We start from the raw sequence: 26,089 nt of genomic DNA, 5'->3' as shown, positions 1-26,089 counted from the left end.
CATCAGAGTGCCTGCGGGGGATGAACCTATCAATCGAAGCATCCGCCCAAGTGCAAGCGCGGCAGCGACCTTCCCAACATGTGGTGCGGGGTTGTGTTCCAGCACCTCAGCCGATCGGCCAAACCGTACCTGTTCTTGGGCCTATGCTCCACTTCCATAGCAGCTTTTCCGGTAGGTTTCCGCCAAATCCGCGTAGCGGTGGCCGATAACCGGAAAAACCGCGAGATCACGCTCCGTCAGCTCGCGAACCGGTCTAGCAGGGCTGCCGGCCCACAAGAATCCGGACGTCACCCGTTTTCCAGGGGTCACCAGCGCACCGGCGGCGACCATCGCCCGCGACTCGACATGGGCCCCATCGAGGATGCAGGCCTTCATGCCGATGAAGCAGCCGTCGTCCAGCGTGCAGGCGTGCAGCATCGCCATATGGCCGACGGTGATGTCGTCACCGATGTAGGTGCCCTGCCCTTCAGCGGCCACGTGGATCACGGTGCCGTCCTGAATGTTGGTGCGAGCGCCGATTCGGATCTCGTTGATGTCTCCACGCACGGAACAGCCGTACCAGATGCTGCTGTTCGCCCCGATCACGACATCGCCGATCACCGCCGCCGTTTCCGCGACGAAGGCGGTCGGGTCGATGGTGGGCAGGATGCCGTTGAAGGCGCGGACAAGGCCGGACATCAGGTCGTACCGAAATCATGCATGACGGGCCGGATTGAAGCACCGTAAGGCTTAAGGCACCACCTGATTTCGCATTGACAGGCCAAAGCAAATCCCGATTGGTGCCTCTATGCAACAGTGCGGACCGGGGGCCACAACGCTGTCACAGCCCCCGCCCGGCCCCGCCGCCCGCCCGATTACGGGAAAAGCGGCGCCTGATCGATGCCGGTGGTCTCGCCCAGCCCCATCATGACATTCATGTTCTGGATCGCCTGGCCCGATGCGCCCTTCACCAGATTGTCGATCACCGACACGATGATGGCGCTGCGCGGGGCGCGGTCGGCGACCACGCCGATCAGGTTGTGGTTGGAGGCGCGGACATGCCGCGTCGCCGGAACCACGCCGGCCGGCGTGACGCCGACGAAGGGTTCATCGGCATAGCGGGCGGCCAGCGTCGCGCGCAGGTCGTCGGCGGTGACGCCCTCGGCCAGCCGGACATAGGTGGTCGCCATCATGCCGCGGTTCATCGGCACCAGATGCGGGGTGAAGGAGACGGTGATCGGACGGCCGGCGGCCAGCCGCAGCTCCTGCTCGATCTCCGGCATGTGGCGGTGGTGGCCGACGCCATAGGCGTTGAAGCCCTCCGACACCTCGGTGAACAGGTTGGCCTGCTTGGCGTCGCGGCCGGCGCCGGACACGCCCGACTTGGCGTCGATGACGATGCCGCCCGGCTCGATCTGGCCTTCCATCAGCAGCGGCAGCAGCGGCAGCAGCGAGCAGGTCGGGTAGCAGCCCGGATTCGCCACCACGCGCGCCTTGCGCACGCGCTGGCGGTTGAACTCGGTCAGGCCGTAGGCGACCTCCTTCTGGAGATCGACGGCGCGATGCTCATGGCCGTACCAGGTGGCGTATTCGGCCGGATCGGTCAGGCGGAAATCGGCGGAAAGGTCGACCACCTTCAGCCCGCTCGGCAGGCCGGCGACCACCTCCTGCGTCGTGCCGTGCGGCAGGGCGCAGAAGATGAAGTCCAGGCCGTCCCACTTCAGCTCGTCGATCTTCACCAGATCGGGCAGGCCATAGCCGCCCAGATGCGGAAACACCTCGGCCATCGGCTTGCCCGCCTGTCGTTCGGCGGTCAGCGCGGCGATCTCGACGTTCGGGTGGCGCAGAAGCATGCGCACCAGTTCGGCGCCGGTGTAACCGGAAGCGCCCAGGATGCCGACGCGGATTTTCGAACCGCCGGGAGTGCTGATCGGGGCCATGGAGGCGTTGTCCTTCGTTGAAAAGACGATCTGACGACGGGGAAGCTGTATCCGGGATAAGCGAAACTGTGATGACAGGGCAAGTCGGCCGGGCAAAAAGAAAGGGGCGCCCCGTCCGGGACGCCCCTCGCTTGTACCGTAAAGCCGAAGGCCCGTGTAGGGATTAGCGCTTCGAGAACTGGAAGCTGCGGCGGGCCTTGGCGCGGCCATACTTCTTACGCTCGACCGTACGGGCGTCGCGGGTCAGGAAGCCGGCGGCCTTCAGCGGCGGGCGCAGGGCCGGCTCGAAGTAGGTCAGCGCCTTGGAGATGCCGTGGCGGACGGCACCGGCCTGGCCCGACAGGCCACCACCGGCGACGGTGGCGACGACGTCGAACTGTTCCAGACGCTCGGTCACGCCGAACGGCTGGGCGATCATCATGCGCAGGACCGGACGGGCGAAATAGACCGACTGGTCGCGGCCGTTCACGGTGACCTTGCCGGTGCCCGGCTTGATCCACACGCGGGCGACGGCGTCCTTGCGCTTGCCGGTGGCGTAGGCGCGGCCCTGGGCGTCCAGCTTCGGAGCGGCCAGCTCCTCGGAGACGGTCACGGCGGCGGCGCCCGTCAGATCCTTCAGGCCGGAGAGGGTGGTGGTAACCTGAGCCATGGGATTACGCGCTCCGCTTATTCTTCGGGTTCATGGCGCCCACGTCGAGAGCGACCGGCTGCTGGGCCTCGTGCGGGTGGGCGGCGCCCTTGTAGACCTTGAGGTGGGTCATCTGACGGCGGCCGAGCGGACCGCGCGGAACCATGCGCTCCACGGCCTTCTCGATGACGCGCTCCGGATACTTGCCGTCCAGGATCTGGCCCTTGGAACGGCCCTTGATCCCGCCCGGATAGCCGGTGTGCCAGTAGAAGATGTCGGCATCGCGCTTGTTGCCGGTCAGCTTGACCTTTTCCGCGTTGATCACGACGACATGGTCGCCGCAATCCATGTGCGGGGTGTAGGTCGGCTTGTTCTTGCCACGCAGGATGTTCGCCAGGATGCTGGCGAGCCGGCCGAGAACGAGGCCGTCGGCGTCGACGACGTACCACTTCTTCTCGATTTCGGTCGGCTTCAGATTGAAGGTCTTCATCGCCACACTCGTTTCTTCGAATACGGATCGGCAGGCCGCCGAATCCGGGGCGCCGAAGCGGACGGCTTTCTACGGTTCGGGAAGCCCTCTGTCAACCGAAAAATTATCATTTATTATCAATGCTCTACGGTCACGGTACATAGATACCGCGCAGGCAAACCCATTGATATGGAATGATTTTTTATGGCAGCTCCTCGTTGCGGTAATGGGATACCGCAACGGTCACGGGGGCGTGCGGCGGGATCGAATAGGTTCCGGTGACATGGGCGACCGGCTCCGGATCGCCGTCGGAGAACAGCAGAATCTCGCCATAGGCCAGCCGTTTGCCCAATTTGAGAACGCGCGCCTCGGCGACGATGGCGACGGGCGGCGGACGGCGCAGGAAGTTGATGGTCATGCTGGTGGTCACCGCCAGTTCGACACGGCCGATCAGGCTCAGCACCGCGCCGTAAAGCGCCACGTCGGCCAGCCCGAACATCGCCGGGCCGGTGACGGTGCCGCCGGGACGGACGAAATCATCCTTGTAGGGCATGCGCAGGCGGATCGTGCCGGCGCCCAGGCTTTCCACCAGGATGCCGAAGTTCCCGACCAGGGGAACCCCGTCGCGGATCAGATCCTCCAGTTCCTCCCTGGTCATGGCGGGAGCGGAAGGGGGGATGGCGGACGTCTCGACGGCGGACATGGACCCTCGGCCAGCGATCTTGTTCGATCCACGGACTGTGCGCCATCCCGTCCATTCGGACAAGTATGGCGCTAATCCGCCGGCTTCGACTCCGCCGGGGCCGGGGCCGTCGGGGCGGCGGGCGCGACAGGAGCCGCCGGGGCGGCGCTGACGGGCGCATTGTCGGTGGGCGCGGTCAGGCGGACCGGGCCACCGCCGCTGGGCTGGGCGGCACCGGCGGCGGACTGCTCCGCCGGAGCGGGCGAGGCAGCCGGGAGAGCCGCCGGAGGAGGAGCCGCGGGAGAAGCCGATGAAGCCGGCTCGCCGGGAGGAGCGAGCGGCACCGCCTTGATGTCCGATTTTGGACCATCGGATGGGGACGGTTCGGACTTCGCGGCGTCGGGCTTCCGGGCATCGGTCTGCGAGGCGGCGGCGGGGTCCTTGGCGGGCTCCGTCTTGTCCGATCCGGTTTTGGACGCTTCGGTTTTGGACGCTTCGGTTTTCGGCGCCTCCGGATCGGCCGGCGTCGAATAGTCGGGCACGATGCGGGCCTGGCTGCCGGTGATGACCAGAACCTTCTGGCCGATGGGCAGCGGCTGCGGCTCCTTCTGGGTCAGGGACAGCAGCTCGCCGTTCGATTTGCGGACGATGTATTCCCAACCATTGGTATCACCGGCGATATGCTCCATCGCCGTGCCCAGCAGGCCGCCGATGGCGGTGCCGCCGACGGTGCCGAGCGCGGAGTTCATGCCGCCCGTTCCGACCTGCGCGCCCAGGATGCCGCCGGCCGCGCCGCCGCTGACGGCGCCGACCGTGCCGTTGGCGCTGATCGCCACCTGCCGGAAGCCGACGACGATCCCCGGCTCCACCTTGTTGGCCTGCTGGACCGCGCTGGAGGCGTAGGTGTTGGGGGAATAGTCGGAGGTGCAGCCCGCAAGACCGCCGGCCACGGCGATGAACAGGCAAAGAGAGACCGATCGGAGCACGGGGGAACCATCCGTATTGAAACCCGTCCAGCTTCTTACGGCAAAGCCCCCCACCTCGTCACCGGGCAAAATCCGGACTCAACGGGAATGCTGCATTGCAGCACGGCGATGGCGGAGCGCGGGATGCGACCGGCGGCGCCGGCGGCGGATGCCTCCGTCGGATGTCAGCGGCCGGCGGTCTGCCACACCTACGGCCTCCGCGCCGCCCGCGACCCGTGGGCCGCGGGCGGACGGCGTTCAACCGGCCATCAACATTTCAGGGCGGCGTCACTGCATGGCGGCGTCGAGCTTGGCCTTCCACAGGCCGCCGGACAACGCGCCGGTCATCCAGGCATCCACCGCCTGCTTCAGCTCCGGATCCTTGCGCAGCAGATAGGCGTTCTCGAAATGGGTGAAGGGGCTGGCGACCGGAACGGCGCAGAGCACGCCGGGGTTCAGCTTGGCCTGCATGTCGGCCTCGATGCCGTCGGTGACCATGACGTCGGCCTTGTCGGCGGCGATCTGCGCGAAGATGGTCTTGTTGTCGGGCCAGACCTCGATCGGCGCCTTGGTGAAGGTGGCGCGGGCGAATTTCTCGTTGGTGCCGCCGGGATTGACGACGACGCGGGTGGTGGGCTGGTCGATCTTCTCGACGGTGGTGAACTTGTCCTTGTCGGCGCAGCGCGCGATCGGACGCTTGCCGTCGCTGACGTTGGCGACGGAGAAATCGCCGACGGCGGCGCGGTCGGGATTGACGGTGATGCCGCCCAGCGCGATGTCGAACTTGTCGGCCTTGAAGTCGTCGAGCAGCGTCTTCCAGCTGGTCTGCACGAACTCCGCCCGGACACCCAGCGCCCCGGCCAGTTCCTTGGCCATCTCGATGTCGGCGCCGACCAGCGCCCCGTCCGCGCCCTTGTAGCTGAAGGGCTTGTAATCGCCGGTGGTGCCGACACGGACGACCCCGGCCTGCCGGATCGCCTGCAAGGCACCGTCGGCGGCCCGCGCCGCCGGCATGGCGGCAACGCTCGCGGCGAACAGCGCCGCCACCGTCAAAACTGCCTTCATCCTGAAACCCCCTGTGCTGGACTGTTCTTGCGGCCATTGGGTGGCACCCGCCGCAGCGGGCCTGCCACAGTATGCCGCAGGCACCGACAAAGCCACGGTCGCAGGAGCATTTAGAAGACCAGGCGCACCGCCTCCACGATCAGCAGCCAGGGCGTGCCGATCATCACCGTCCAGACGGCCAGACGGGGCAGACCGCTCATCTTGCGGACCTTCGGCTCGGCGGCGGGGACGGCTTCGAACGAGGTCGCATTGTAGATCGACATGACCGGCGGCTCCGTGAGCAAGAAGGCGATGAGGCCATCATGCGGTTTCGATCCTTAACGACCGTTAAAGAGCGCCGGCTTCCCAGTCATCGCTTGCGATTTACCACGGCGGGGCACCCGATCCCCCACAGCCGGCCTACCACTTTCGCGCAGGCATTTCCGCTTCCATCCATCAGACGGTCAGATACTTGCGAACCTCCTGCTCGTCCAGGCCGCTGCGCGGGCCGGACAGCATGACCTCGCCGCGCTCCATCACCACCCAGTCGTCGGCAAGGTCGCGGGCGAAGTCGAAATACTGCTCGACCAGCAGGATCGCCATGGTGCCCTTGTCGCGCAGGTAGGAGATGGCGCGGCCGATGTCCTTGATGATCGACGGCTGGATGCCCTCGGTCGGCTCGTCCAGCACCAGCAGGCGCGGACGGGTCACCAGAGCGCGGCCGATGGCGAGCTGCTGCTGCTGACCGCCCGACAGGTCGCCGCCACGGCGCTCCAGCATGGATTTCAGCACCGGGAACAGCTCGAACACCTCGTCGGGGATTGAGCGCTGGGCGCGCGGCAGCGGCGCGTAACCGGTCAGCAGATTCTCGCGCACCGTCAGCAGCGGGAAGATCTCGCGCCCCTGCGGCACATAGGCGATGCCGCGCCGCGCCCGGTCAGCCGGCGCCATCTTCGTCACGTCGGCACCATCCCAGCCGATGGAGCCGCCCGACACCGGCTTCAGCCCGACGATGGCGCGCAGCAGGCTGGATTTGCCGACGCCGTTGCGGCCGACCAGACAGGTGACCTTGCCGATCTCCGCCTTCATGGACACGCCGCGCAGCGCCTGGGCGGCGCCGTAATGCAGATCGAGGGAACGAACGTCCAACATCCTGGGGTCTCCCGTCAGCGGCCGAGATAGGTGTCGATAACCTGCTGGTTGGCGCTGACCGCGTCGAGCGAGCCCTCGGCCAGGACCGAGCCCTCGGCCAGCACCGTCACCTTGACGCCGAGCGCGCGGACGAAGCTCATGTCATGCTCGACCACGATCACCGAATGACGGCCGGCGATGCCGCACAACAGTTCGGCCGTCTGTTCGGTCTCGGCGTCGGTCATGCCGGCGACCGGCTCGTCGACCAGCAGAAGCTTGGGATCCTGGGCCAGCAGCATGCCGATCTCCAGCCACTGCTTCTGCCCGTGCGACAGGCCGCCGGCCTGACGGCCGCGCAAGGCCGACAGGCGGGTGATGTCGAGGATCTCCTCGATGCGGCTGCGGTCGTCGCGGCTGATGGCGTAGGTCAGCGTCTTCAACGGCCGGCGCGGCGCCTTCAACGCCAGCTCCAGATTGTCCCACACCGTGTGCGGCTCGAAGACCGTCGGGCGCTGGAACTTGCGGCCGATGCCGAGATTGGCGATGGCCGCCTCGCGCAGGCGGGTCAGGTCGGTGCCGCCCTCGAACAGGATGGTGCCGGTGTCGGGTCGGGTCTTGCCGGTGATGACGTCCATCATCGTCGTCTTGCCCGCACCGTTGGGGCCGATGATCGCCCGCATCTCGCCGGGCATCATCACCAGCGACAGGCTGTTCAGCGCCTTGAAACCGTCGAAGCTGACCGACACGCCGTCGAGATAGAGAAGGGTCGATTCCGCGCTCATGGCTCAGGCTCCCTTCCGGCCGGTGGTCTGGCCGGTGGCTTGGTTCGCGGGATGGGCGTTCGGCGGGGCGGCGGCCTTGCGGCCGGGAAGCCGGGCGGTCAGCTGGCCCCACAGGCCGAGCAGCCCCTTGGGCAGGAACAGGGTCACCGCCACGAACAGGCCACCCAGGGCGAACAGCCACAGCTCCGGCAGGGCGCCGGTGAAATAGCTCTTGCCCATATTGACCAGGACCGCGCCCAGGATGGCGCCGGCCAGCGTGCCACGCCCGCCGACGGCGACCCAGATCACCGCCTCGATCGAGCTGGCCGGGGCGAATTCCGACGGGTTGATGATGCCGACCTGCGGGACATAGAGGGCGCCGGCGACGCCGGCCATGCAGGCCGACAGGGTCCAGGCGAACAGCTTGTAGCTTTCGGTGTCGTAGCCCATGAAGCGCACCCGGCTCTCGGCATCGCGCAGCGCCACCAGCACCTTGCCCAGCTTCGAGGCGATGACGCCCGACGCGATCATGTAGGACAGCGCCAAGGCCACCACCGTCGCCACGAACAGGGCGACGCGGGTGGTGTCGGCCTGGATGTCGTAGCCGAGGATGTCCTTGAAGTCGGTCAGGCCGTTGTTGCCGCCGAAGCCCATGTCGTTGCGGAAGAAGGCCAGCAGCAGGGCGAAGGTCAGCGCCTGGGTGATGATCGACAGATAGACGCCGGTGACGCGGCTGCGGAAGGCGAACCAGCCGAAGGCGAAGGCCAAGGCGCCGGGCACCACCAGCACCATGATGGCGGCGAACCAGAACTGGTCGAAGCCCAGCCAGTACCAGGGCAGCTCCTTCCAGTTCAGGAAGACCATGAAATCGGGCAGGACCGGATTGCCATAGACGCCGCGCGGACCGATCTGCCGCATCAGATACATGCCCATGGCATAGCCGCCGAGCGCGAAGAAGGCGGCATGGCCGAGCGACAGGATGCCGCAATAGCCCCACACCAGGTCGAGCGCCAGTGCCAGCAGCGCGAAGCAGAGATATTTTCCGAGCAGCGAGACGGTGAAGACCGACAGGTGGAAGGGCGAGTCCGCCGGCACCGCCAGCGTCATCACCGGGACCGCCACCGCCAGGAACGCCAGGATCGTCAGCACGATCCCGGCCTTGCGGTCCAGTCCCATCAGGAAAAAGCGCAGCAGCATCGGGTCAGGCCTCCACCGCGCGGCCCTTCAGCGCGAACAGGCCGCGCGGACGCCGTTGGATGAACAGGATGATGAAGATCAGCACCAGGATCTTGCCCAGCACCGCCCCGGCATAGGGTTCGAGGAACTTGTTCATGGAGCCCAGCGTCAGCGCGCCGACCAGCGTGCCCCACAGGTTGCCCACCCCGCCGAACACCACCACCATGAAGCTGTCGAGGATGTAGCCCTGGCCCAGATTCGGGCTGACATTGTCGATCTGGCTCAGCGCCACCCCGGCCAGACCGGCGATGCCGGAGCCGAGCCCGAAGGTCAGCGCGTCGACCCTTGCGGTGCGGATGCCCATGGCGTTCGCCATCGGCCGGTTCTGCGTCACCGCCCGGATCGACAGGCCGAACCAGGTGCGCTTCAGCGCCACCAGCAGCGCGGCGAAGACGGCGAAGGCGAAGACGACGATCCACAGCCGGCCATAGGTGATGGTCAGGCCGCCCAGCTCGAAGGCGCCGGACATCCAGCTCGGCGCGCCGACCTCGCGGTTGGTCGGGCCGAAGATCGAGCGCACCGCCTGCTGGAGCGCCAGCGACAGGCCCCAGGTGGCGAGCAGCGTTTCCAGCGGACGGCCATAGAGCCAGCGGATCACGCTGCGCTCGATGATGATGCCGACGCCGCCGGACACCAGGAAGGCGGCGGGCAGCGCCACCAGGATCGACAGGTCGAACAGGCCGGGCGCATGGGCGCGGAAGAACTCCTGCACCAGGAAGGTGGTGTAGGCGCCGATCATCACCATCTCGCCATGGGCCATGTTGATGACGCCCATCACACCGAAGGTGACGGCGAGGCCGATGGCGGCCAGCAGCAGCACCGAGCCGAGCGACAGCCCGTACCAGAGATTTTGCAGCGCGGCCCAGAAGGCCAGCTTCTGTTCCACCGTCGCGGCGGCGGAGGCCGCCAGCTTCTTCGTCACCTCGGCGGCACCGGTGCCGGCGACCAGGTTCAGCAGGACCAGCGCGTCGCGGTCGCCGCGGGCGGCCAGCGTGTCGACCGCCGCCTGCACGTCGGCGTCGGTCATCCTGGAGGCGGCATCGCCGGTCAGCAGGATGGCGGCGCGCGCCTGCTCCATGGCGGCGCGGATGCCCTTGTCCCGCTCCTTGGCGATGGCGGCGGTCAGCGTCTCCAGCGCCTGGGCGTCGCGGCTCTTGAACACCGCATCGGCGGCGGAGCGGCGGACGGCGTCGTCGGGGCTCATCAGGGTGAGAGCGCCCAGCGAGGCGCTGATGGCGCGGCGCAGCGCGTTGTTGATGCGGATCTTCTCGACCGCGGCGGAGGGCGCGTCCCCCAGGCCGGCGCGGGTCAGCGGGTCGGTCAGGGCGAAGGTGTCGCCGGCCTTGCGGGCGATGACGACGGCGCCGTCGGCCTTGCGGACGAAGAGGTCGCCGGCCTGGAGCGCCTCGATCACCGGCACGGCGGCCGGGTCGCCGGCCTCCGACAATTGCGCCAGGGCCTTTTCGGTTCCGGAATAGCCGCCGCTGCCCAGGGCCTGGACGAGCGGGCGCAAATCAATTGCTCGGGGGTCGGCGGCAAGGGCGGCGGTCGATGTGGCGACCACCACACAGAACGCCATCAGCCAGCGGAGAGCGCGTCGCATCGGGAGTCCTTCGGTGCGGGGGCGGTACAGGGGCGGTGCGGGGGACTGGAAATGCGAAACGCTTGCTCTCTCCCCTCCCCCGCCCGGCGGGAAAGGGGAAAGGGCAAGCGTCGCAACCGCTCAGGTCGGAGAGGACAAGTCAGAGAGGGAACGCGCCCCTCACGACCCCTTGCCGCCGCACTTGCCGGTCTTCACGTTGAAGTTGCCGCAGGACATCGGCTTGCGCCAATCGGCGATCAGGTCCTTGCTGTCCGGCAGATAGTCCGACCATTCGTCGCCCGGGACGAGGCCCGAGGTCTTGGAGACGACGTCGAACTGGCCGTTCTCCTGCACCTCGCCGATCAGCACCGGCTTGGTGATGTGGTGGTTCGGCAGCATCGCCGAATAGCCGCCGGTCAGGTTCGGCACGGCCACGCCGACCATGGCGTCGATGACCTTGTCCGGATCGGTGGTGCCGGCCGCCTCGACCGCCTTCACCCACATGTTGAAGCCGATGTAATGGGCTTCCATCGGGTCGTTGGTCACGCGCTTGTCGTTCTTGGTGAAGGCCTTCCATTCCTTGATGAACTCGGCGTTCGCCGGGGTCTCGACGGACTGGAAGTAGTTCCAGGCGGCCAGATGGCCGAGCAGCGGCTTGGTGTCGATGCCGGCCAGCTCCTCCTCGCCGACCGAGAAGGCGACGACCGGGATGTCCTGCGCCTTCACGCCCTGGTTGCCGAGCTCCTTGTAGAAGGGAACGTTGGCGTCGCCGTTGATGGTGGAGACCACCGCGGTCTTCTTGCCGGCCGACCCGAACTTCTTGATGTCCGCCACGATCGACTGCCAGTCGGAATGACCGAACGGCGTGTAGTTGATCATGATGTCCTCGGGCTTGACGCCCTTGCTCTTCAGGTAGGCTTCGAGGATCTTGTTGGTCGTGCGCGGATAGACGTAGTCGGTGCCGGCCAGCACCCAGCGCTGGACCTTCTCCTTCTGCATCAGGTAATCGACGGCCGGGATCGCCTGCTGGTTCGGAGCGGCGCCGGTGTAGAAGACATTGCGGGACGATTCCTCGCCCTCATACTGCACCGGGTAGAAGAGGATGTTGTTCAGCTCCTCGAACACCGGCAGCACCGACTTGCGGCTGACCGAGGTCCAGCAGCCGAACACCGCCGACACCTTGTCCTTGCTGATCAGCTCGCGCGCCTTCTCGGCGAACAGCGGCCAGTTGGAGGCGGGGTCGACCACCACCGGCTCCAGCTTCTTGCCGAGCAGTCCGCCCTTCTTGTTCTGGTCCTCGATCAGCATCAGCATGACGTCCTTCAGGGTCGTCTCGCTGATCGCCATCGTGCCGGACAGGGAATGCAGGATGCCAACCTTGATGGTGTCGTCCGCCGCCTGGGCCGGCAGGGCGAAGGACGCCATCGCACCCATGGCCAGACCGGCCAGCGCGCTGATCCCGAAGCTCGACGTCAGATGCTTGGTCCGCATGAAGTTGCCCCCTTCCTGTTGGCGCCCCGTTCGCTCCGGGGCTTGGCCACATCGTCGGAAGAAAGGCTACCGCGCCTGCGAAAGACGGTATCTACGTCAAATGACACATAAGGCCGCGCCGCCGCCTTTCACGCCTCCATATCGATGACCATATCGGTGACGGCACGGAATAAAACGGCCGACAGCGCGTCGATCCTGGTGGTCAGACCGTGTAACGGCCATCGCCGTGCGCGAGTGACACGGCGATGCAAGGGAGCAACAGTGTGAACAGCAGGCCTGTCGTCACCAAATGTCGCTTGCGAATCACGGACGGCTTGTCGAAGGTTGCAACGTTCGATCCTTTCCGTTCACGTTCCGGTCCCATCGCCATGCCTGACGCCCGCCAAAAGATTTCCCGACGCTCCGCCGCCCTGCTGTTGGCCGGCGGGTTGGCCGGCGTCGTCCTCGGCGGTCCGGCGCTGGCCGCGACGACCAAGGACGCCGCGCACGCCGCCCAGCCGCCGCTGATCGCCAGCTGGGCGGCGGCGCTGGAACAGCGGGCGCTGGAAATCCAGAACGCGCCCAAGGCGCCGGCCACCCGCATCGGCTATGGCGCCGTGGTCAAGAAGGGTGACGGCGGCATGGTGGAGAGCGTCGCCCCGGCGATGGACGTCCCTTCCGCCGAGGTCCAGGCCCAGGCCCCCACCCTGCCCGGCATCGCCCCGATCGAGCCGGCGCCGCCGGTGGTCATCACCGTGCGCTCGCCGCTGGCCGACCGCGTCGGCAAGCTGTCGCGCCGCCTGATCGAGCTGGGCCTCCTGCCCGCCGACAAATGGACCGACAGCTTCAACGACGACGTCGAGGCGGCGGTGCGCGCCTTCCAGACCACCGAAGGGTTGCAGCCCGACGGCAAGGTCGGCGAGGTCACCCGCCAGGCGCTGGACCGCACGCCCGCCCAGACCGTGGCGCTGCTGCGCCGCGCCGCCGCGGCGATGCGGGCGCAGCAGGCCTCCATCCCCGACACCAGCATCCTGGTCAACCTGCCCGGCCAGTCCGTCACCCTGATCGAACATGGCCGCCCGACCTTCACCATGCGGGCGGTGGTCGGGCGCCCGTCACGCAAGACGCCGCTGTTGCAGGACAAGGTCACCAGCGTCACCATCAACCCGACCTGGACCGTTCCGCCGACGGTGCTGAGCGAGGACAAGCTACCGGCCCTGCGCAAGAAGGGCACCACCGGCATCAAGAACGCCGTCGTCTATCTCGACGGGGCGGAGGTCGCCAGCACCCAGTCGGTCAACTGGTGGTCGGTCGATCCCGGCCGCGTCCGCATCGTCCAGAAGCCGGGCGACGACAACGCGCTCGGCCGATTCCGCTTCAACCTGACCAACGGCGACGGCATCTTCCTGCACGGCACCAACGATCCGAGGCTGTTCAGCCGCGACCTGCGCGCCGCCAGCTCCGGCTGCGTGCGGCTGGAGGATGCCCGGCTGATGGCGGAGACGCTGCTGGGCGCCGCCAAGGTGACGCCGGCCGGCATCGGCCAGCAGCTCGACACCGGGGACACCAAGACGATCCGGCTGCCGGTGGCCATCCCCGTGCGCTTCGTCTATTGGAACGCCTCGGTCGACACCGCCGGCGTGGTCCGTGTCCATCCCGACATCTACGAGGATCCGCCCACGCTGGCGACGCCGTCCGGCCAGTCGGGTTCGGCGGCGCCGGCAATGTCGGCCAATCCGGGCGCCAATCCAGCCGGCGCCAACCCGGTGACGCCGGTCTCGACGCCGCGGCCGCTGTCCAAGCCGGCGCCGCTGCCGGTCCCGACCGCCCATGCGCCGACGCCGCTGTCCTCCGCCTCCACCCCCGCTCCGGCCAAGCCGCTGCCAATGGCCACGGGGATGTGAGGATAACGTCATCAGCCCGTTGGAAGGATCGAGGTTGAAATGCCGGTTCACCATTCTTCCAGAGGCTATGAGACGGCGGCGGCGACTTATGTCAAAGGCCGCCCCGGCTACCCGGCCGAAGCCACCACATGGCTTCGCGAGGATCTTGGCGTCGGTCCCGGCCGGAAGGTTCTGGAGGTCGGCGCCGGCACCGGCAAGTTCACGGCGGTGCTTGAGCGATGCGGCGGCGAGATCGTCGCGGTGGAGCCGGTCGCGGGCATGCGCGACCAGCTGGTTCCCGCCTTTCCCGGCATCACCGTCCTGGCCGGCAACGCCGAGGCCATTCCGCTGCCCGACGGCTCGGTCGATGCGGTGGTCTGCGCCCAGTCCTTCCACTGGTTCGCCACCGCCGAGGCCCTGCGGGAGATGCGCAGGGTCCTGGCGCCGGGCGGCCGGTTGGGGCTGATCTGGAATGTGCGGGATGAAAGCGTGCCGTGGATGGCGGAACTCACCGCCATCACCGACCCGTGGGAGGGCGGCACCCCGCGCTATCGGACCGGCGACTGGCGCCGGGTGTTTCCGGCTCCCGGTTTCGAGGCGATCGGCGAACACCATGTCCGGCATGCCCATGTCGGCAGCCCGGACGACGTCATCGTCAGGCGGACGATGTCGGTCAGCTTCATCGCGGCCCTCCCCGCCGAACAGCAGGCCGAGGTCGAGCGGCAGGTCCGCGCCCTGATCGCCGGGACCCCGGACCTGGCGGGCCGCGCCGAAATCGCCTTCCCCTACGAAACGGTCATGGTCGCCTTCCGAAAGGTGTGACGACGCCCGGCCACGACCGCTGTTGCCTCAGCGGGCCTGGAGCACCCCGACCGCGCCGCGCGCCACCTCGTGCAGGTCGGCCTCGCCGCCGGCCTGGACATGGGCGAACAGGCCGGCGCGCATGCGCGGATCCCAGAATTTGCGGATGTGGGTCGCGGTTTCCGTCACCGCCTCCTCATGCGGGTAGGTGGCGAAATGGACGGCGATCTGGTTGGCCATCCGGACCAGATCCTTCGCATGGTTCGTGTGGCTCATCGGTTTCTCCATTGGCGAAGCGGTGTCGGGTTCAGCGGAACAGGATGACGGTGTCGCGGCGCGACAAGGCACCCAGGGTCAGGTTGGCGTTGCGGGCCAGTTCCAGCGCCAGCGCCGTCGGAGCCGAGATGGTCGCCAGCAGCGGGATGCCCACCGCGGCGGTCTTCTGCACCAGTTCGAAGCTGCAACGGCTGGTCATCACCACGAAGCCGGTGGCCGGATCGGCCCCCGAACGCGCGACGGCGCCGATCAGCTTGTCCAGCGCGCTGTGGCGGCCGACATCCTCGCGGGCGATGCGGATGCCGCCGTCCGGCGCGCACCAGGCGGCGGCATGGACCGAGCGGTTGGCCCGGTTCATCGGCTGGTGATCCGGCAGGCCGCGGAAGGCGGCGGCAACGGCGGCCGGTTCGACATCCAACGTGGTTTCGATCTTGCGGGGCTCCCGAACGGCGTGGACAAGACTGTCCACGCCGCACAGGCCACAGCCGCTCCGCCCCTCCATGGAGCGGCTGCGCAGACTTCCGCGCAGAAGACGCAACGGATCGACCGTCATATTGACGACGAAGCCCAGCGGCGTTTCCCGCACGGTCATATCCTCGATGTCGGCGGCGGCCCCGACGATCTCCTCGGCCAGGCTGAAGCCCAGCGCGAAATCCTCCAGATCGGCGGGGGTCGCCATCATCACGGCGTGGGATCGGCCGTTATATTCGAAGGCGACCGCGGTTTCCTCCGGCACCTGCCATTCGACATCGGCCCCCTCCTCCGCCCCGGCACCGGCGGAGAAGCCGGTGCCGGTGACGGCGATGGAGCACATGCCGTTGTCGTCCGGACGGATGGACCCAGAAGGCATCGCGGTCATGCTTCCTTCTCCTCAGACGCAGGCGGTCGTCATTCGGCGGCGATGACATTGGCGGCGGCGATGCGCTTGCGCTCGACGTCGTTCTTCGCGTAATCGACCTGCCAATCCGACGGCTGGTTGCTGCGGGCGACCTGCACCGCCGTCACCTTATATTCGGGGCAATTGGTCGCCCAGTCCGAATTTTCCGTGGTGATGACGTTGGCGCCGGTCACCGGGTGGTGGAAGGTGGTGTAGACCACACCGGCCGGCATGCGGTCGGAGATCACGGCGCGCAACGTCGTCGCCCCCATGCGGCTGGCGAGCGACACCATGTCGCCGTCCTTGACGCCCCGGATCTCGGCGTCCACCGGGTTGATCTCCAGCACATCCTCCGGATGCCACGCCACATTGGCGGTGCGGCGGGTCTGGGCACCGACATTGTAGTGGGCGAGGATGCGGCCGGTGGTCAGCACCAGCGGGTACATCCGCGTGGTCCGCTCGTCGGTCGGCACATATTCGGTGATCACGAAACGGCCGAGGCCGCGGGCGAAGCTCTCGCCATGCATGATCGCCATGCCGGTGTCGTCATCCTCGAAGCCGGTGCAGGGCCACTGCACGCTGCCGACGCGGTCGAGCTTCTCGAAGCTGACGCCCCGGAAGGTCGGGGTCAGCCGGGCGATCTCGTCCATGATCTGCGCCGTGGTCTCGTAATGCATCGGATAGCCCATCGCCGTCGCCAGCGCGCAGGCCACCCAATGCTCGTCCTTGCCGACCTTGGACGGCATCGCCTTGCGGACGCGGTTGATGCGGCGCTCGGCGTTGGTGAAGGTGCCGTCCTTCTCCAGGAAGGAGGTGCCGGGGAAGAAGACATGGGCGAAGGCCGCCGTCTCGTTCAGGAACAGGTCCTGGACGATGACGATGTCCAGCGCTTCCAGCGCCGAGGTGACGTGGTTGGTGTTGGGATCGGACTGGACGATGTCCTCGCCCTGGACGAACAGGCCGCGGAAGCTGCCGTCGAGCGCGCTGTCGAACATGTTGGGGATGCGCAGGCCCGGTTCCGGATCCAGCGTGACGCCCCAGGCGGACTCGAACTCCTGGCGGACGAGGTCGTCCGAGACATGGCGGTAGCCCGGCAGCTCGTGCGGGAAGGAGCCCATGTCGCAGGACCCCTGCACGTTGTTCTGGCCGCGCAGCGGGTTCACCCCGACGCCCTCGCGGCCGATGTTGCCGGTCGCCATCGCGAGGTTGGCGATCGCCATCACCGTGCTGGACCCCTGGCTGTGCTCGGTCACGCCCAGGCCGTAATAGATCGCGGCGTTCCCGCCGGTGGCGTAGAGGCGGGCGGCGGCGCGGACCTGATCGGCCGGGACGCCGGTGCGCGATTCCAGATATTCGGGCGAATTGCGGTGCTCGGCGATGAACGCCTCCCACTTCGCGAATTCCTTGGGATCGCAGCGCTCCTCGACGAAGGCGCGGTTGACCAGCCCCTCGGTGACGATGGTGTGGGCGATGGCGTTCACCACGGCGACGTTGGTGCCGGGCTGGAGCTGGAGATGGTACTCGGCCTGGACATGCGGGCTGCGCACCAGATCGATGCGGCGCGGGTCAACGACGATCAGCTTGGCCCCGGCGCGCAGCCGCTTCTTCATGCGCGACCCGAACACCGGATGGCCGTCGGTCGGGTTGGCGCCGATGACCAGGATGACGTCGGACTTGTCGACGCTCTTGAAATCCTGGGTGCCGGCCGAAGTGCCGAAGGTCTGCGACAGGCCATAGCCGGTCGGCGAATGGCAGACGCGGGCGCAAGTGTCGATGTTGTTGGTGCCGAAGGCGGCCCGGATCATCTTCTGGACGACATAGACCTCCTCGTTGGTGCAGCGCGACGAGGTGATGCCACCGATGGAGCCCCGGCCATGCTTGGCCTGGACCGCCTTCAGCCGCTCGGCGGCGTAGGCGATCGCCTCCTCCCACGACACCTCCCGCCACGGATCGGTGATCCTCTCACGCACCATGGGCTTCATGATGCGGTCCTTGTGGGTGGCGTAGCCCCAGGCGAAACGGCCCTTGACGCAGGAGTGGCCCTCGTTGGCACCGCCATTCTTCCACGGCGTCATGCGAACCACCGTGGTGCCCCGCATCTCCGCCTTGAAGGAGCAGCCGACACCGCAATAGGCGCAGGTGGTGATGACGCTGTGTTCGGGCTGGCCGTACTCGATGATCGACTTTTCGGTCAGGGTCGCGGTCGGGCAGGCCTGGACGCAGGCGCCGCAGGACACGCACTCGCTGTCCATGAAGCTTTCCTTGGCGCCGGGAGACACCGAGGAGGCGAAGCCGCGCCCGTCGATGGTCAGCGCGAAGGTGCCCTGGGTCTCCTGGCAGGCGCGCACACAGCGCGAGCAGACGATGCACTTGGAGGCGTCGAAGGTGAAGTACGGGTTGCTCTCGTCCTTCGCGGCGGCGCGATGGTTTTCGCCATCGAAACCGTACCTGAAGTTGCGGAGCCCAACGGCGCCGGCCATATCCTGCAACTCGCAGTCGCCATTGGCGGCACAGGTCAGGCAGTCGAGCGGATGGTCGGAGATGTAGAGCTCCATCACGCCGCGACGCAGCTTCGCCAGCTTGTCGGTCTGGGTGTGGACCTTCATGCCGGGGGCGACCGGCGTGGTGCAGGAGGCCGGCGTGCCGCGGCGGCCCTCGATCTCCACCGCGCAAAGGCGGCAGGAACCGAACGGCTCCAGGCTGTCGGTGGCGCAGAGCTTCGGCACGGTGATGCCGGCGTCCATCGCCGCGCGCATCACCGAGGTGCCTTCGGGAACGGTGATGCTGCGGCCGTCGATCTCCAGCGTCACCAGGGTCTCGGAGACGCGGGCCGGGGTGCCGTAGTCGGTCTCGTGGATGAGGGTCATCTCGGGTGCTCCTGGGGTCGCTCGTTATTCGGCGGCGATGTGGGTGACGCGGACGGCCGGGTTTTTCTTGCGGAAATCTTCGGGGAAATGCTTCACCGCGCTGCGCACCGGATAGGGCGTCATGCCGCCCATGGCGCAGAGCGAGCCGTCCACCATCACGTCGCAGAGGTCGGCGAGCAGTTCGAGATTCGCATCGACATTCCTGCCGGCGATGATCTTGTCCAGCGTCTCCATCCCACGGGTCGAGCCGATGCGGCAGGGGGTGCATTTGCCGCAGGATTCGGCGACGCAGAATTCCATGGCGAAGCGCGCCTGCCGGGCCATGTCGACGCTGTCGTCGAAGACGACGATGCCGCCATGGCCGACCATCGCCTCCTGCGCCGCGAAGGCCTCGTAATCCTTGGGCAGGTCGAACTGCGAGGGCGGCAGATAGGCGCCGAGCGGGCCGCCGACCTGAACCGCGCGGATCGGCCGGCCGGTGATGGTGCCGCCGCCGAAATCATAGAGCAGCTCGTGCAGGGTGATGCCGAACGCCTTCTCGACGATGCCGCCATGCTTGAGGTTGCCGGCGAGCTGGAAGGGCAGCGTGCCGCGCGACCGGCCGACGCCGAAGTCGCGGTAATACTCGGCCCCCCTGTCGAGGATGATCGGCACCGAGCAGAGCGACAGCACGTTGTTGACCACCGTCGGCTTGCCGAACAGACCCTCCAGCGCCGGCAGCGGCGGCTTGGCGCGGACCATGCCGCGCTTGCCCTCCAGGCTTTCCAGCATCGCGGTCTCCTCACCGCAGATGTAGGCGCCGGCGCCGACGCGGACGTCGAGATGGAAGGTGCGGCTGGTGCCGTGGATGTTGTCGCCGAGCCAGCCCTCGTCATAGGCCAGCTTGATGGCATGGCGCAGGGTCGCGGTGGCGTGCGGGTATTCGGAGCGCATGTAGACATAGCCCGACGTGGCGCCCACCGCGATGGCGGCGATGGTCATGCCCTCGATCAGGCAGAAGGGATCGCCCTCGATGATCATGCGGTCGGCGAAGGTGCCGCTGTCGCCCTCGTCGGCGTTGCAGCAGACGAACTTCTCGTCCGCCTTGGCCTGCATCACCGTGTTCCACTTGATGCCGGTGGGGAAGCCGGCGCCGCCGCGGCCGCGCAGGCCGCTGTCGGTCACCACCTTGACGATTTCCGCCTGGGACATCGCCAGCGCGTTCTCCAGGCCCCGGAAGCCGCCATGGGCGCGGTAATCCTCGACCGACAGCGGATCGATGATGCCGCAGCGGGCGAAGGTCAGCCGCTCCTGCTTCTTGAAATAGGGGATTTCCTCGGTCAGGCCATGGCCGAGCGCATGCTCGCCCCCTGTCAGGAAACCGGCGTCGAACAGACCGGGGACATCGGCGGGGGTGACCGGGCCGTAGGCGACACGGCCAGCCGGGGTCTCTACCTCGACCAGCGGTTCGAGGTAGAGCATGCCGCGCGAGCCGTTGCGGACGATGCGCAGCGGCAGGTCGCGCTTGGTGGCTTCGGCCCGGATGGCGGCGGCGACCGCATCGGCGCCGACCGACAGGGCGGCGGAATCGCGCGGGACGAAGACGGTGATCAGATGACCGCTCATTGCGCGTGCCCCTTATGGGAGTGGCTCGGGGCCCCCTGGACATGTCGGGGGATCTGCTGGTGGGCCGTCGGGTTGGCCCGCGTCTCGGCCGCCAGCGCGTCGAAGCGGTCCGGCGAGACCCGGCCATGCAGGTTCTCATCGATCATGACCGCGGGCGACAGGGCGCAATTGCCCAGGCAGAAGACCGGTTCCAGCGTGAAGGCGCCGTCGGCGGTGGTGCCGTGGAAATCGACCTGGAGCCGCGTCTTGATGTGATCGACCAGCGCGTTGGCGCCCATCGATTGGCAGGCCTCGGCCCGGCACACCTTGATGATGTGGCGGCCGGGCTTCTCGCGGCGGAATTCGTGATAGAAGGACACCACGCCATGCACGTCGGCGCGCGAGAGGTTCAGCTCCGTCGCCAGCAGGGGGATGGCCTCCTCGTCGATGTAGCCGAACTCTTCCTGCAGCGCGTGAAGGATCGGCAGCAGGGCGCCGCGCAGATGCCGATTGTCTTCGACAATCGTCATGGCGCGCTCAGCGCTCCACGGTTGGCAAGCGTTCACGGGGGGTCCCTCCTTGCGATCGTCCGCGCCGCACTTGGGGTCGGCGTCGTTCTGGCTTGGCTTCGTTGACTTTTTTCCGGTCGTCTCTCGTCGCCCGGCACCGTCAGAGTGGCGGAGGATATGGTATACCAGCAAATTGTATTTTCTGATGGGCTGATAGCTTTTCGCTATCAAGACGGTTGCGACCCATCAACACTGCGCCGCCGATGATCACAGGCGCCATGAGCGGGGACTGGCCAAGCACTCATAAACACTTCAGGCGGCTACAAGCGCTAACGCACAAAGCAATCAATGCCGTTAACAGTCGCGGTTGGAAACGGAGAAGCGCCTTACTTTAACCAGTTGTTGGTAAACAATCTATACCGTCCGGCCAAATCATCGCTGAACGGGGTTAGTGACTGTCATGAAAATGATAAACGACATAAATATCGGCAAAAAGATAACGGCATTTTCCGCATTCCTTGCGCTTCTGGTCGCCGGTCTTGGCTGGCTCTCACTGGATCGCCTGGCATCGCAGAACCGGGATGCCGCCGAAATCCGTGACATCTGGCTGCGGAACACCGAGCTGCTCGGCGATGTCGGGCGCATCGCCCAGACCTATCGGACCAATGAGGCAACGCACATCATCTTCACCGAAGCGCCCGAGCTGAAGATCACCGAAGAGCGGATGGCCGGACATGTCCAGAACATCGACAAGGCGCTGGCCAGCTATGAAAAGCTGATCCAGTCGGACGAGCAGCGCCGGCTCTACAACGACTTCGCCTCCAGCTGGCGCGCCTATATGGTGATCAGCACCGAGAAGCTGCTGTCCGCGTCGCGATCCGGCGACAAGGTCCGCGCCTCCAACGTCTATCGCGCCGAATCGCGCGACGCCACCGCCAAGTGGGTCAAGGCGTTGCAGGACCTCACCACCTATACCGTGACGCAGGGACGGCAGGCGGCCGACCGCGGGCGCGATGCCTACACGGTGAATTTCTACTGGATCCTGGGCATCGCCGGGACGACCCTGGCGCTCAGCGTCGCGGCCGGCATCATCGCCACCTCCAGCGTCGCCCGTCCGATCCAGCGCCTTACCGGCATCATGGAGCGGTTGTCCCGCCGCGACTATGCCGCCAGCGTGGAGGAAAGCGACCGCCAGGACGAGATCGGCGCCATGGCCCGCACGGTCCATGTCTTCAAGGAAGGGCTGATCGAGAGCGACCGCCTCAGCACCGAAATGGCGGCGGAGCACGAACAGCAGAAGCGCCGGGCGGAGACCGTCGACCGGCTGATCCGCGATTTCGAGGCGAAGGCGGCGGCGGCGCTGCGCACGGTGGCCTCCGCCGCCACGCAGCTGGACGGCACGGCGCAGGGCATGGCGCGCACCGCCGACCAGACCGGCAGGCAGGCGACCGACGCCACCGGGACGGCGTCGCAGACCAGCGTCAATGTCCAGACCGTCGCCAGCGCGGTGGAGGAGATGACGGCGGCGATCGGCGAGATCGGCTCGCTGGTGGCGCGCTCGACCGGCATCGCCGGTCAGGCGGTCGAGGAGGCGGACCGCACCAACCAGACGGTGCGCGGGCTGGCCGACGCCGCCCAACGCATCGGCGCCGTGGTCCAGATGATCACCAGCATCGCCGGCCAGACCAACCTGCTGGCGCTGAACGCGACGATCGAGGCGGCGCGGGCCGGCGAGGCCGGCAAGGGCTTCGCCGTGGTGGCGTCGGAGGTCAAGAGCCTGGCCAACCAGACCGCCAAGGCGACGGAGGAGATCGCCGTCCAGATCACCGGCATCCAGGAGGCGACCGGCAGCGTCGTCGCCGCCATCGAGGGAATCGGCACCACCATCGGCTCGATCAACAGCATCTCCACCTCGATCGCCGCCGCCATCGAGGAGCAGGGTGCCGCCACCGGCGAGATCGCCCGCAACGTGCAGGAGGCCGCCAACGGCACCCGCCGGGTTTCGGACAGCATCGGCGAGGTCCGCCTGACCGCCGAGGAGACCGGCGCGTCGGCCAACGAGGTGCTGGCCGCGTCGGGCGAACTGTCCCGCCAGGCCGAAACGCTGCGCCGCGAGGTCGAGCAGTTCCTCGCCGAAATCAAGGTCGCCTGAGGATCGCCTGGGAAGAGCGGCCCGGCCGGCGCCGGGCCGCCACGCCGTCACAGCTTGAACAGGGACTTCAGGAAATCGCGTACCCCGGCCTCGGCGGCGATGGCCGCAGGCTCGTTGTAGGCGGCGGTGGTGCCCTGCGCCACGCAGGCATCCTGATAGGAGAAGGGCTTGCCGGTATCGAGGTTGGTGATCACCCCCGCCTCGGTCTCGGCGATCCGGCAATTGCGGACCGACTGGGCCTTGGGGTTGACCAGCGGGGTCTTGAGGTCGGCCCAGTCGAAGACATGGTGGGAGTCGGGATAGGCGTTCAGCGCGACATCCTGCCCGGCCGCCTTCAGCCGCTCGACATAGGACTGGCAGGGGGCGAAGGCGTTGAAGTCGTCGGCCATGCCGTGGAAGACGCGGACCGGCCGCTTGACCAGCGTCTCGTCGCCGATGTAGCGGGTCGAGCAGTTCGGATAGAAGGAAATGAAGCCGGCGAACTGCGACGGTCCGTTGTGATGCGCCGCCTGGAACCGTTCGACCGAGGAATAGAGCGCGCCCTGCCCGCCGCGCGAGAAGCCCATCAGCACGATGCGCTCCGGATCGATGCGCGGATGCTTGCTGAGGGTTTCCAGCGCCCGGAAGGCGTCCAGGGTTCCGGCCAGACGGCCGAGCGACGCCTGATCGTCGCGCACGCTGGTCAGCCCGCGGCCGGAAAAGCTGTCGATCACGAAGGAGGCGATCCCCGCCTTGGTCATGCGGTCGACCCAGGCATCGATGTAGCTGAGATAGCCGCTCGACCCGTGCAGCATGATCACCAGCGGAACCTTCGCCGTGCCGGCCGACGGCAGGCGCAGCACCCCGGCGATGGTGGCCGGCGTCCCTTGGCCGCCTTTCAGGAAATCGACATCCGACATGGTTTCGGTGGCGAAGGGGATCGCCTCCGTCCGCTGCGGCGCTCCCTCGGCCGCCTGGACGGCGCTGGACAGTCCGAGCGGCAGAAGGACCGAAGCCGCAAGAGCAAGGACCGAAAGACGCCGCTTCACTCCAAATAATTTGTTGCCGTTACCGACATATCGAATAAGCGGGAAATCCTTTCCAAAGCGAAGCATCACGTCAGTCTTTCAAAGTTCAGCCGGTGGACACCGTTTTTCAGCGCATCAGGCGCAGAGCAACGGATCCGCCGGCATTTAAATACAGGCGGCAAGCTTGGTCCAGGCCGTTCCTTCGCACACATCACAATACCGCCGGACGCCTCCGGCACACTGTATCAGCGGATCGCCACCCGCCAGGGGATCATCGCGTCGGCGATGCCGATGGCGACGCGCTGGGCGATGTCGGCATCGGCCGCGGCGACGGCCAGCGCCTTGGCCAGCGGCGACGGCGGGTCGCGGTCGGCATAGGCCAGCCCGACGACATGGCTCAGATCGGGATCGACCAGCGGCAGGGCGACGATGTCGGGATGCGGCGGCACGAAGGTCAGCAGCTGGCCGGGGACGATGCTGGCGCAGGTGCCGGCGCGGACGATGGTGTAGAGGGTGACGATCGAGTTGGTCTCCATCACCGGCTGCACCGTCCGCCCGGTCATGCGGAAGGCGCTGTCGGCAATGCGGCGGTTCTGCATGTCCGGCGTCAGCAGGCAGAGCCTGAGGCCGGCCGCCCTCTCCCACGGAATCGCCCCTTGCGCGATCTGCCCGTCCGCCACATCGTCGCGCCGCGCCAGCAGGTGGTAACGCTCGGTGTAGAGCGGCAGGGTGCGGACATTGTTCAGCGGTTCGTTGTCGAGATAGGTGATGGCGGCGTCCAGTTCGAAAGCGTCGAGGCCGCGCTGGATCTCGCGCGAACTGAGCGACACGACGCTGGACCGGATATGCGGGAAGCGGTTGGAGAAGGGCGTCAGCACATAGGGCACCGCCGGCAGCGCCGTCGGGATGGCGCCCAGACGCAGATGGCCGGTCACCCCCTGGGCCAGCGCCAGCAGCTCGTGGCGCAGGTTGTCGCGCTCGCCGACGATGCGGCGGGCATAGTCCAGCACCTTCAACCCCTCGGGCGTGAAGCCCTCGAACTTCTGGCCGCGCTCGACGATGGGGACCTGAAGCTCCTCCTCCAGCTGGCGGATGGCGTTGGAGAGGGTCGGCTGCGAGACGTGGCAGCTTTCCGCCGCACGGCCGAAATGCTTCTCGCGCGCCAGGGCCAGCAGATAAACGAACTTGCGGAACATCGACGGCTCTCCCCTGCCCTGGCCGCCGCTCAGGCCGCCGGATCGAAGGGCGGCACCGGCAGGCCGGGCACCTCGACGGTCATGGCGAACAGGCCGCCGGATTGTGGGAAGCGCTCCAGCTCCTCGGCCGGGCGGCCGGCGCTGGCGGTGGTGACATAGAGGGTGCGCAGGTCGGGCCCACCGAAGGCCACCATGGTCGGGCAGCGCGCCGGCAACGGGTGTTCCGACAGAAGCGCGCCGGCGGGGGAGAAGCGCGCCACCCGGCCGCCTTCATAGAGTGCCGTCCAATAGCAGCCCTCGGCATCGACCGCGGCACCGTCCGGCCGCCCGCGGTCGCCCTCCTTCGGCTCCAGGCGGATGAACGGCTCGCCGTCGGAGATCGCGCCGGTGGCGGGGTCGTAGCGGTAGCGGCGCACGGTGAAGGTGGGGGTGTCGGCGTGATAGAGCGTCCGCCCGTCCGGGCTGAAGGCCAGCCCGTTGGAGGTCAGCAGCCCGCCGGCCAGCACCGCCAGCCCGCGCCGGTCATAGCGGTAGAGATGGGCCTTGCCGCCGGCCTTCGGCTCGTCCAGCGTGCCGGCGAGATAGCGGCCGACCGGATCGGTCCTGCCGTCGTTGAAGCGGCTGGCGCCCTGATCCTCCGGGTTGGCGGCGAGGCGGGCGACCAGGCCGCCCTCCCCGTCCAGCTGCCACAGGCCGGAGCGCAGGCCGGCGATGAAGCCGCCGCCCTTGCGCGGGGCGACGCAGCCGATCTCCTCCGGCAGCGCCATGGCGCGGTTGGCGCCGCTGGCGGGATCGAAGCGGTTCAGCGCCCTGCCCTTGATGTCGACCCAATAGAGCGCCTGCTCGTCGACCGACCAGACCGGCCCCTCCCCCAGCTTGGCACGGGCGTCGAGCACACAGGTGAGGGTTGGGGTGAGGGCTGGGGTGAAGGCGGGGCCGGCGGTCATCGGGCGATCCTCGGAGGTCCAAAAGGTCCCGCAGGGTCGGACAGATCCGGCGGCCGATCAAGGGCGCTGGTGGGAGGGGTGGAACGGCTTGGGACAGGTTTGC

General features: G+C 67.5%; 24 protein-coding genes. 3 read left to right on the top strand and 21 right to left on the bottom strand.

Annotated elements, in window-relative coordinates:
• Nucleotides 1-141: 141 nt before the first annotated feature.
• The 13 genes from AZL_RS15615 to urtA all read right to left on the bottom strand — a co-directional run bounded on the left by AZL_RS15615 (nucleotide 142) and on the right by urtA (nucleotide 11,851).
• On the bottom strand, nucleotides 142-678 hold the full coding sequence (locus AZL_RS15615) for a gamma carbonic anhydrase family protein (RefSeq protein ID WP_012975468.1): 537 nt from the start codon (nucleotides 676-678) through the stop codon (nucleotides 142-144).
• 176 nt (nucleotides 679-854) lie between these two features.
• On the bottom strand, nucleotides 855-1,919 hold the full coding sequence (gene argC / locus AZL_RS15610) for an N-acetyl-gamma-glutamyl-phosphate reductase (protein ID WP_012975467.1): 1,065 nt from the start codon (nucleotides 1,917-1,919) through the stop codon (nucleotides 855-857).
• Nucleotides 1,920-2,082: 163 nt separating this feature from the next.
• Complete coding sequence (gene rpsI, locus AZL_RS15605; RefSeq protein WP_012975466.1) at nucleotides 2,083-2,568, bottom strand: 30S ribosomal protein S9; 486 nt, start codon at nucleotides 2,566-2,568, stop codon at nucleotides 2,083-2,085.
• A gap of 4 nt (nucleotides 2,569-2,572) precedes the next feature.
• The gene (gene rplM, locus AZL_RS15600; protein ID WP_042444023.1) at nucleotides 2,573-3,037 is read right to left on the bottom strand and encodes a 50S ribosomal protein L13; all 465 of its coding nucleotides are present in this window, start codon (nucleotides 3,035-3,037) and stop codon (nucleotides 2,573-2,575) included.
• A gap of 181 nt (nucleotides 3,038-3,218) precedes the next feature.
• Entirely contained in the window at nucleotides 3,219-3,719 is a 501-nt protein-coding gene (locus AZL_RS15595; RefSeq protein WP_042444021.1) for a PaaI family thioesterase, read from the bottom strand.
• A 71-nt stretch (nucleotides 3,720-3,790) separates the two neighbouring features.
• A complete protein-coding gene (locus AZL_RS15590; protein WP_042444019.1) occupies nucleotides 3,791-4,684 on the bottom strand; it encodes a membrane protein in 894 nt (297 codons plus the stop codon).
• A gap of 267 nt (nucleotides 4,685-4,951) precedes the next feature.
• Nucleotides 4,952-5,728, bottom strand: coding sequence for a transporter substrate-binding domain-containing protein (locus AZL_RS15585; protein ID WP_042444017.1), 777 nt, complete (start codon nucleotides 5,726-5,728; stop codon nucleotides 4,952-4,954).
• Between the two features lie 110 nt (nucleotides 5,729-5,838).
• Entirely contained in the window at nucleotides 5,839-5,991 is a 153-nt protein-coding gene (locus tag AZL_RS36600) for a hypothetical protein (protein ID WP_012975461.1), read from the bottom strand.
• A 172-nt stretch (nucleotides 5,992-6,163) separates the two neighbouring features.
• The gene (urtE, locus tag AZL_RS15580) at nucleotides 6,164-6,859 is read right to left on the bottom strand and encodes an urea ABC transporter ATP-binding subunit UrtE (protein WP_012975460.1); all 696 of its coding nucleotides are present in this window, start codon (nucleotides 6,857-6,859) and stop codon (nucleotides 6,164-6,166) included.
• A gap of 14 nt (nucleotides 6,860-6,873) precedes the next feature.
• The gene (gene urtD, locus AZL_RS15575; protein WP_012975459.1) at nucleotides 6,874-7,620 is read right to left on the bottom strand and encodes an urea ABC transporter ATP-binding protein UrtD; all 747 of its coding nucleotides are present in this window, start codon (nucleotides 7,618-7,620) and stop codon (nucleotides 6,874-6,876) included.
• Nucleotides 7,621-7,623: 3 nt separating this feature from the next.
• Nucleotides 7,624-8,796, bottom strand: a complete 1,173-nt coding sequence (gene urtC, locus AZL_RS15570; protein ID WP_012975458.1) for an urea ABC transporter permease subunit UrtC — start codon at nucleotides 8,794-8,796, stop codon at nucleotides 7,624-7,626.
• A gap of 4 nt (nucleotides 8,797-8,800) precedes the next feature.
• Nucleotides 8,801-10,438, bottom strand: a complete 1,638-nt coding sequence (urtB, locus tag AZL_RS15565; RefSeq protein WP_012975457.1) for an urea ABC transporter permease subunit UrtB — start codon at nucleotides 10,436-10,438, stop codon at nucleotides 8,801-8,803.
• Nucleotides 10,439-10,597: 159 nt separating this feature from the next.
• Nucleotides 10,598-11,851: an urea ABC transporter substrate-binding protein gene (urtA, locus tag AZL_RS15560; RefSeq protein WP_042444432.1), complete on the bottom strand. Its 1,254-nt coding sequence runs from the start codon at nucleotides 11,849-11,851 to the stop codon at nucleotides 10,598-10,600.
• Nucleotides 11,852-12,276: 425 nt separating this feature from the next.
• Here urtA and AZL_RS15555 point away from each other — a divergent pair, with 425 nt between their 5' ends.
• On the top strand, nucleotides 12,277-13,791 hold the full coding sequence (locus AZL_RS15555) for a L,D-transpeptidase family protein (RefSeq protein WP_042444016.1): 1,515 nt from the start codon (nucleotides 12,277-12,279) through the stop codon (nucleotides 13,789-13,791).
• Nucleotides 13,792-13,830: 39 nt separating this feature from the next.
• Nucleotides 13,831-14,592: a class I SAM-dependent methyltransferase gene (locus AZL_RS15550; protein ID WP_012975454.1), complete on the top strand. Its 762-nt coding sequence runs from the start codon at nucleotides 13,831-13,833 to the stop codon at nucleotides 14,590-14,592.
• A gap of 27 nt (nucleotides 14,593-14,619) precedes the next feature.
• Here the strand turns inward: AZL_RS15550 and AZL_RS15545 are convergent, their stop codons facing one another.
• Genes AZL_RS15545 through AZL_RS15525 form a run of 5 tightly spaced genes read right to left on the bottom strand, consistent with a single transcriptional unit; the run spans nucleotide 14,620 to nucleotide 20,741 of the window.
• Complete coding sequence (locus tag AZL_RS15545; RefSeq protein WP_012975453.1) at nucleotides 14,620-14,847, bottom strand: formate dehydrogenase subunit delta; 228 nt, start codon at nucleotides 14,845-14,847, stop codon at nucleotides 14,620-14,622.
• Nucleotides 14,848-14,878: 31 nt separating this feature from the next.
• Nucleotides 14,879-15,706, bottom strand: coding sequence for a formate dehydrogenase accessory sulfurtransferase FdhD (gene fdhD, locus AZL_RS15540; protein WP_012975452.1), 828 nt, complete (start codon nucleotides 15,704-15,706; stop codon nucleotides 14,879-14,881).
• 29 nt (nucleotides 15,707-15,735) lie between these two features.
• On the bottom strand, nucleotides 15,736-18,591 hold the full coding sequence (fdhF, locus tag AZL_RS15535) for a formate dehydrogenase subunit alpha (RefSeq protein ID WP_012975451.1): 2,856 nt from the start codon (nucleotides 18,589-18,591) through the stop codon (nucleotides 15,736-15,738).
• 24 nt (nucleotides 18,592-18,615) lie between these two features.
• Complete coding sequence (locus AZL_RS15530) at nucleotides 18,616-20,196, bottom strand: formate dehydrogenase beta subunit (protein WP_012975450.1); 1,581 nt, start codon at nucleotides 20,194-20,196, stop codon at nucleotides 18,616-18,618.
• Nucleotides 20,193-20,741, bottom strand: coding sequence for a formate dehydrogenase subunit gamma (locus AZL_RS15525; protein WP_012975449.1), 549 nt, complete (start codon nucleotides 20,739-20,741; stop codon nucleotides 20,193-20,195). The genes AZL_RS15530 and AZL_RS15525 overlap by 4 nt, the downstream gene beginning before the upstream one ends.
• Nucleotides 20,742-21,144: 403 nt before the next feature.
• Here AZL_RS15525 and AZL_RS15520 point away from each other — a divergent pair, with 403 nt between their 5' ends.
• A complete protein-coding gene (locus tag AZL_RS15520; protein WP_012975448.1) occupies nucleotides 21,145-22,836 on the top strand; it encodes a methyl-accepting chemotaxis protein in 1,692 nt (563 codons plus the stop codon).
• 47 nt (nucleotides 22,837-22,883) lie between these two features.
• Here the strand turns inward: AZL_RS15520 and AZL_RS15515 are convergent, their stop codons facing one another.
• The 3 genes from AZL_RS15515 to AZL_RS15505 form a co-directional block, all read right to left on the bottom strand.
• Complete coding sequence (locus tag AZL_RS15515) at nucleotides 22,884-23,864, bottom strand: dienelactone hydrolase family protein (RefSeq protein WP_012975447.1); 981 nt, start codon at nucleotides 23,862-23,864, stop codon at nucleotides 22,884-22,886.
• 224 nt (nucleotides 23,865-24,088) lie between these two features.
• Nucleotides 24,089-25,039 carry a LysR family transcriptional regulator gene (locus tag AZL_RS15510; RefSeq protein ID WP_012975446.1) on the bottom strand — a complete coding sequence of 317 codons (951 nt, stop codon included), beginning with the start codon at nucleotides 25,037-25,039 and terminating at the stop codon, nucleotides 24,089-24,091.
• A 29-nt stretch (nucleotides 25,040-25,068) separates the two neighbouring features.
• Nucleotides 25,069-25,986, bottom strand: a complete 918-nt coding sequence (locus AZL_RS15505; RefSeq protein WP_012975445.1) for an SMP-30/gluconolactonase/LRE family protein — start codon at nucleotides 25,984-25,986, stop codon at nucleotides 25,069-25,071.
• Between the last annotated feature and the right edge of the window lie 103 nt (nucleotides 25,987-26,089).

Source organism: Azospirillum sp. B510 (assembly GCF_000010725.1).
In the GTDB taxonomy this organism is placed as follows: domain Bacteria; phylum Pseudomonadota; class Alphaproteobacteria; order Azospirillales; family Azospirillaceae; genus Azospirillum; species Azospirillum lipoferum_B.
This window is presented reverse-complemented; position numbering and strand designations above follow the sequence as displayed.

Coding starts and splice junctions, on each gene's coding strand:
- AZL_RS15585 (WP_042444017.1), bottom strand. CDS start 5,728: ATGAAGGCAGTTTTGACGGTGGCGGCGCTGTTCGCCGCGAGCGTTGCC.
- AZL_RS15545 (WP_012975453.1), bottom strand. CDS start 14,847: ATGAGCCACACGAACCATGCGAAGGATCTGGTCCGGATGGCCAACCAG.
- urtA (WP_042444432.1), bottom strand. CDS start 11,851: ATGGGTGCGATGGCGTCCTTCGCCCTGCCGGCCCAGGCGGCGGACGAC.
- urtD (WP_012975459.1), bottom strand. CDS start 7,620: ATGAGCGCGGAATCGACCCTTCTCTATCTCGACGGCGTGTCGGTCAGC.
- fdhD (WP_012975452.1), bottom strand. CDS start 15,706: ATGACCGCGATGCCTTCTGGGTCCATCCGTCCGGACGACAACGGCATG.
- rpsI (WP_012975466.1), bottom strand. CDS start 2,568: ATGGCTCAGGTTACCACCACCCTCTCCGGCCTGAAGGATCTGACGGGC.
- AZL_RS15615 (WP_012975468.1), bottom strand. CDS start 678: ATGTCCGGCCTTGTCCGCGCCTTCAACGGCATCCTGCCCACCATCGAC.
- urtB (WP_012975457.1), bottom strand. CDS start 10,438: ATGCGACGCGCTCTCCGCTGGCTGATGGCGTTCTGTGTGGTGGTCGCC.
- AZL_RS36600 (WP_012975461.1), bottom strand. CDS start 5,991: ATGTCGATCTACAATGCGACCTCGTTCGAAGCCGTCCCCGCCGCCGAG.
- rplM (WP_042444023.1), bottom strand. CDS start 3,037: ATGAAGACCTTCAATCTGAAGCCGACCGAAATCGAGAAGAAGTGGTAC.
- AZL_RS15550 (WP_012975454.1), top strand. CDS start 13,831: ATGCCGGTTCACCATTCTTCCAGAGGCTATGAGACGGCGGCGGCGACT.
- AZL_RS15520 (WP_012975448.1), top strand. CDS start 21,145: ATGAAAATGATAAACGACATAAATATCGGCAAAAAGATAACGGCATTT.
- fdhF (WP_012975451.1), bottom strand. CDS start 18,591: ATGACCCTCATCCACGAGACCGACTACGGCACCCCGGCCCGCGTCTCC.
- AZL_RS15595 (WP_042444021.1), bottom strand. CDS start 3,719: ATGTCCGCCGTCGAGACGTCCGCCATCCCCCCTTCCGCTCCCGCCATG.
- AZL_RS15510 (WP_012975446.1), bottom strand. CDS start 25,039: ATGTTCCGCAAGTTCGTTTATCTGCTGGCCCTGGCGCGCGAGAAGCAT.
- AZL_RS15530 (WP_012975450.1), bottom strand. CDS start 20,196: ATGAGCGGTCATCTGATCACCGTCTTCGTCCCGCGCGATTCCGCCGCC.
- AZL_RS15555 (WP_042444016.1), top strand. CDS start 12,277: ATGCCTGACGCCCGCCAAAAGATTTCCCGACGCTCCGCCGCCCTGCTG.
- urtC (WP_012975458.1), bottom strand. CDS start 8,796: ATGCTGCTGCGCTTTTTCCTGATGGGACTGGACCGCAAGGCCGGGATC.
- urtE (WP_012975460.1), bottom strand. CDS start 6,859: ATGTTGGACGTTCGTTCCCTCGATCTGCATTACGGCGCCGCCCAGGCG.
- argC (WP_012975467.1), bottom strand. CDS start 1,919: ATGGCCCCGATCAGCACTCCCGGCGGTTCGAAAATCCGCGTCGGCATC.
- AZL_RS15505 (WP_012975445.1), bottom strand. CDS start 25,986: ATGACCGCCGGCCCCGCCTTCACCCCAGCCCTCACCCCAACCCTCACC.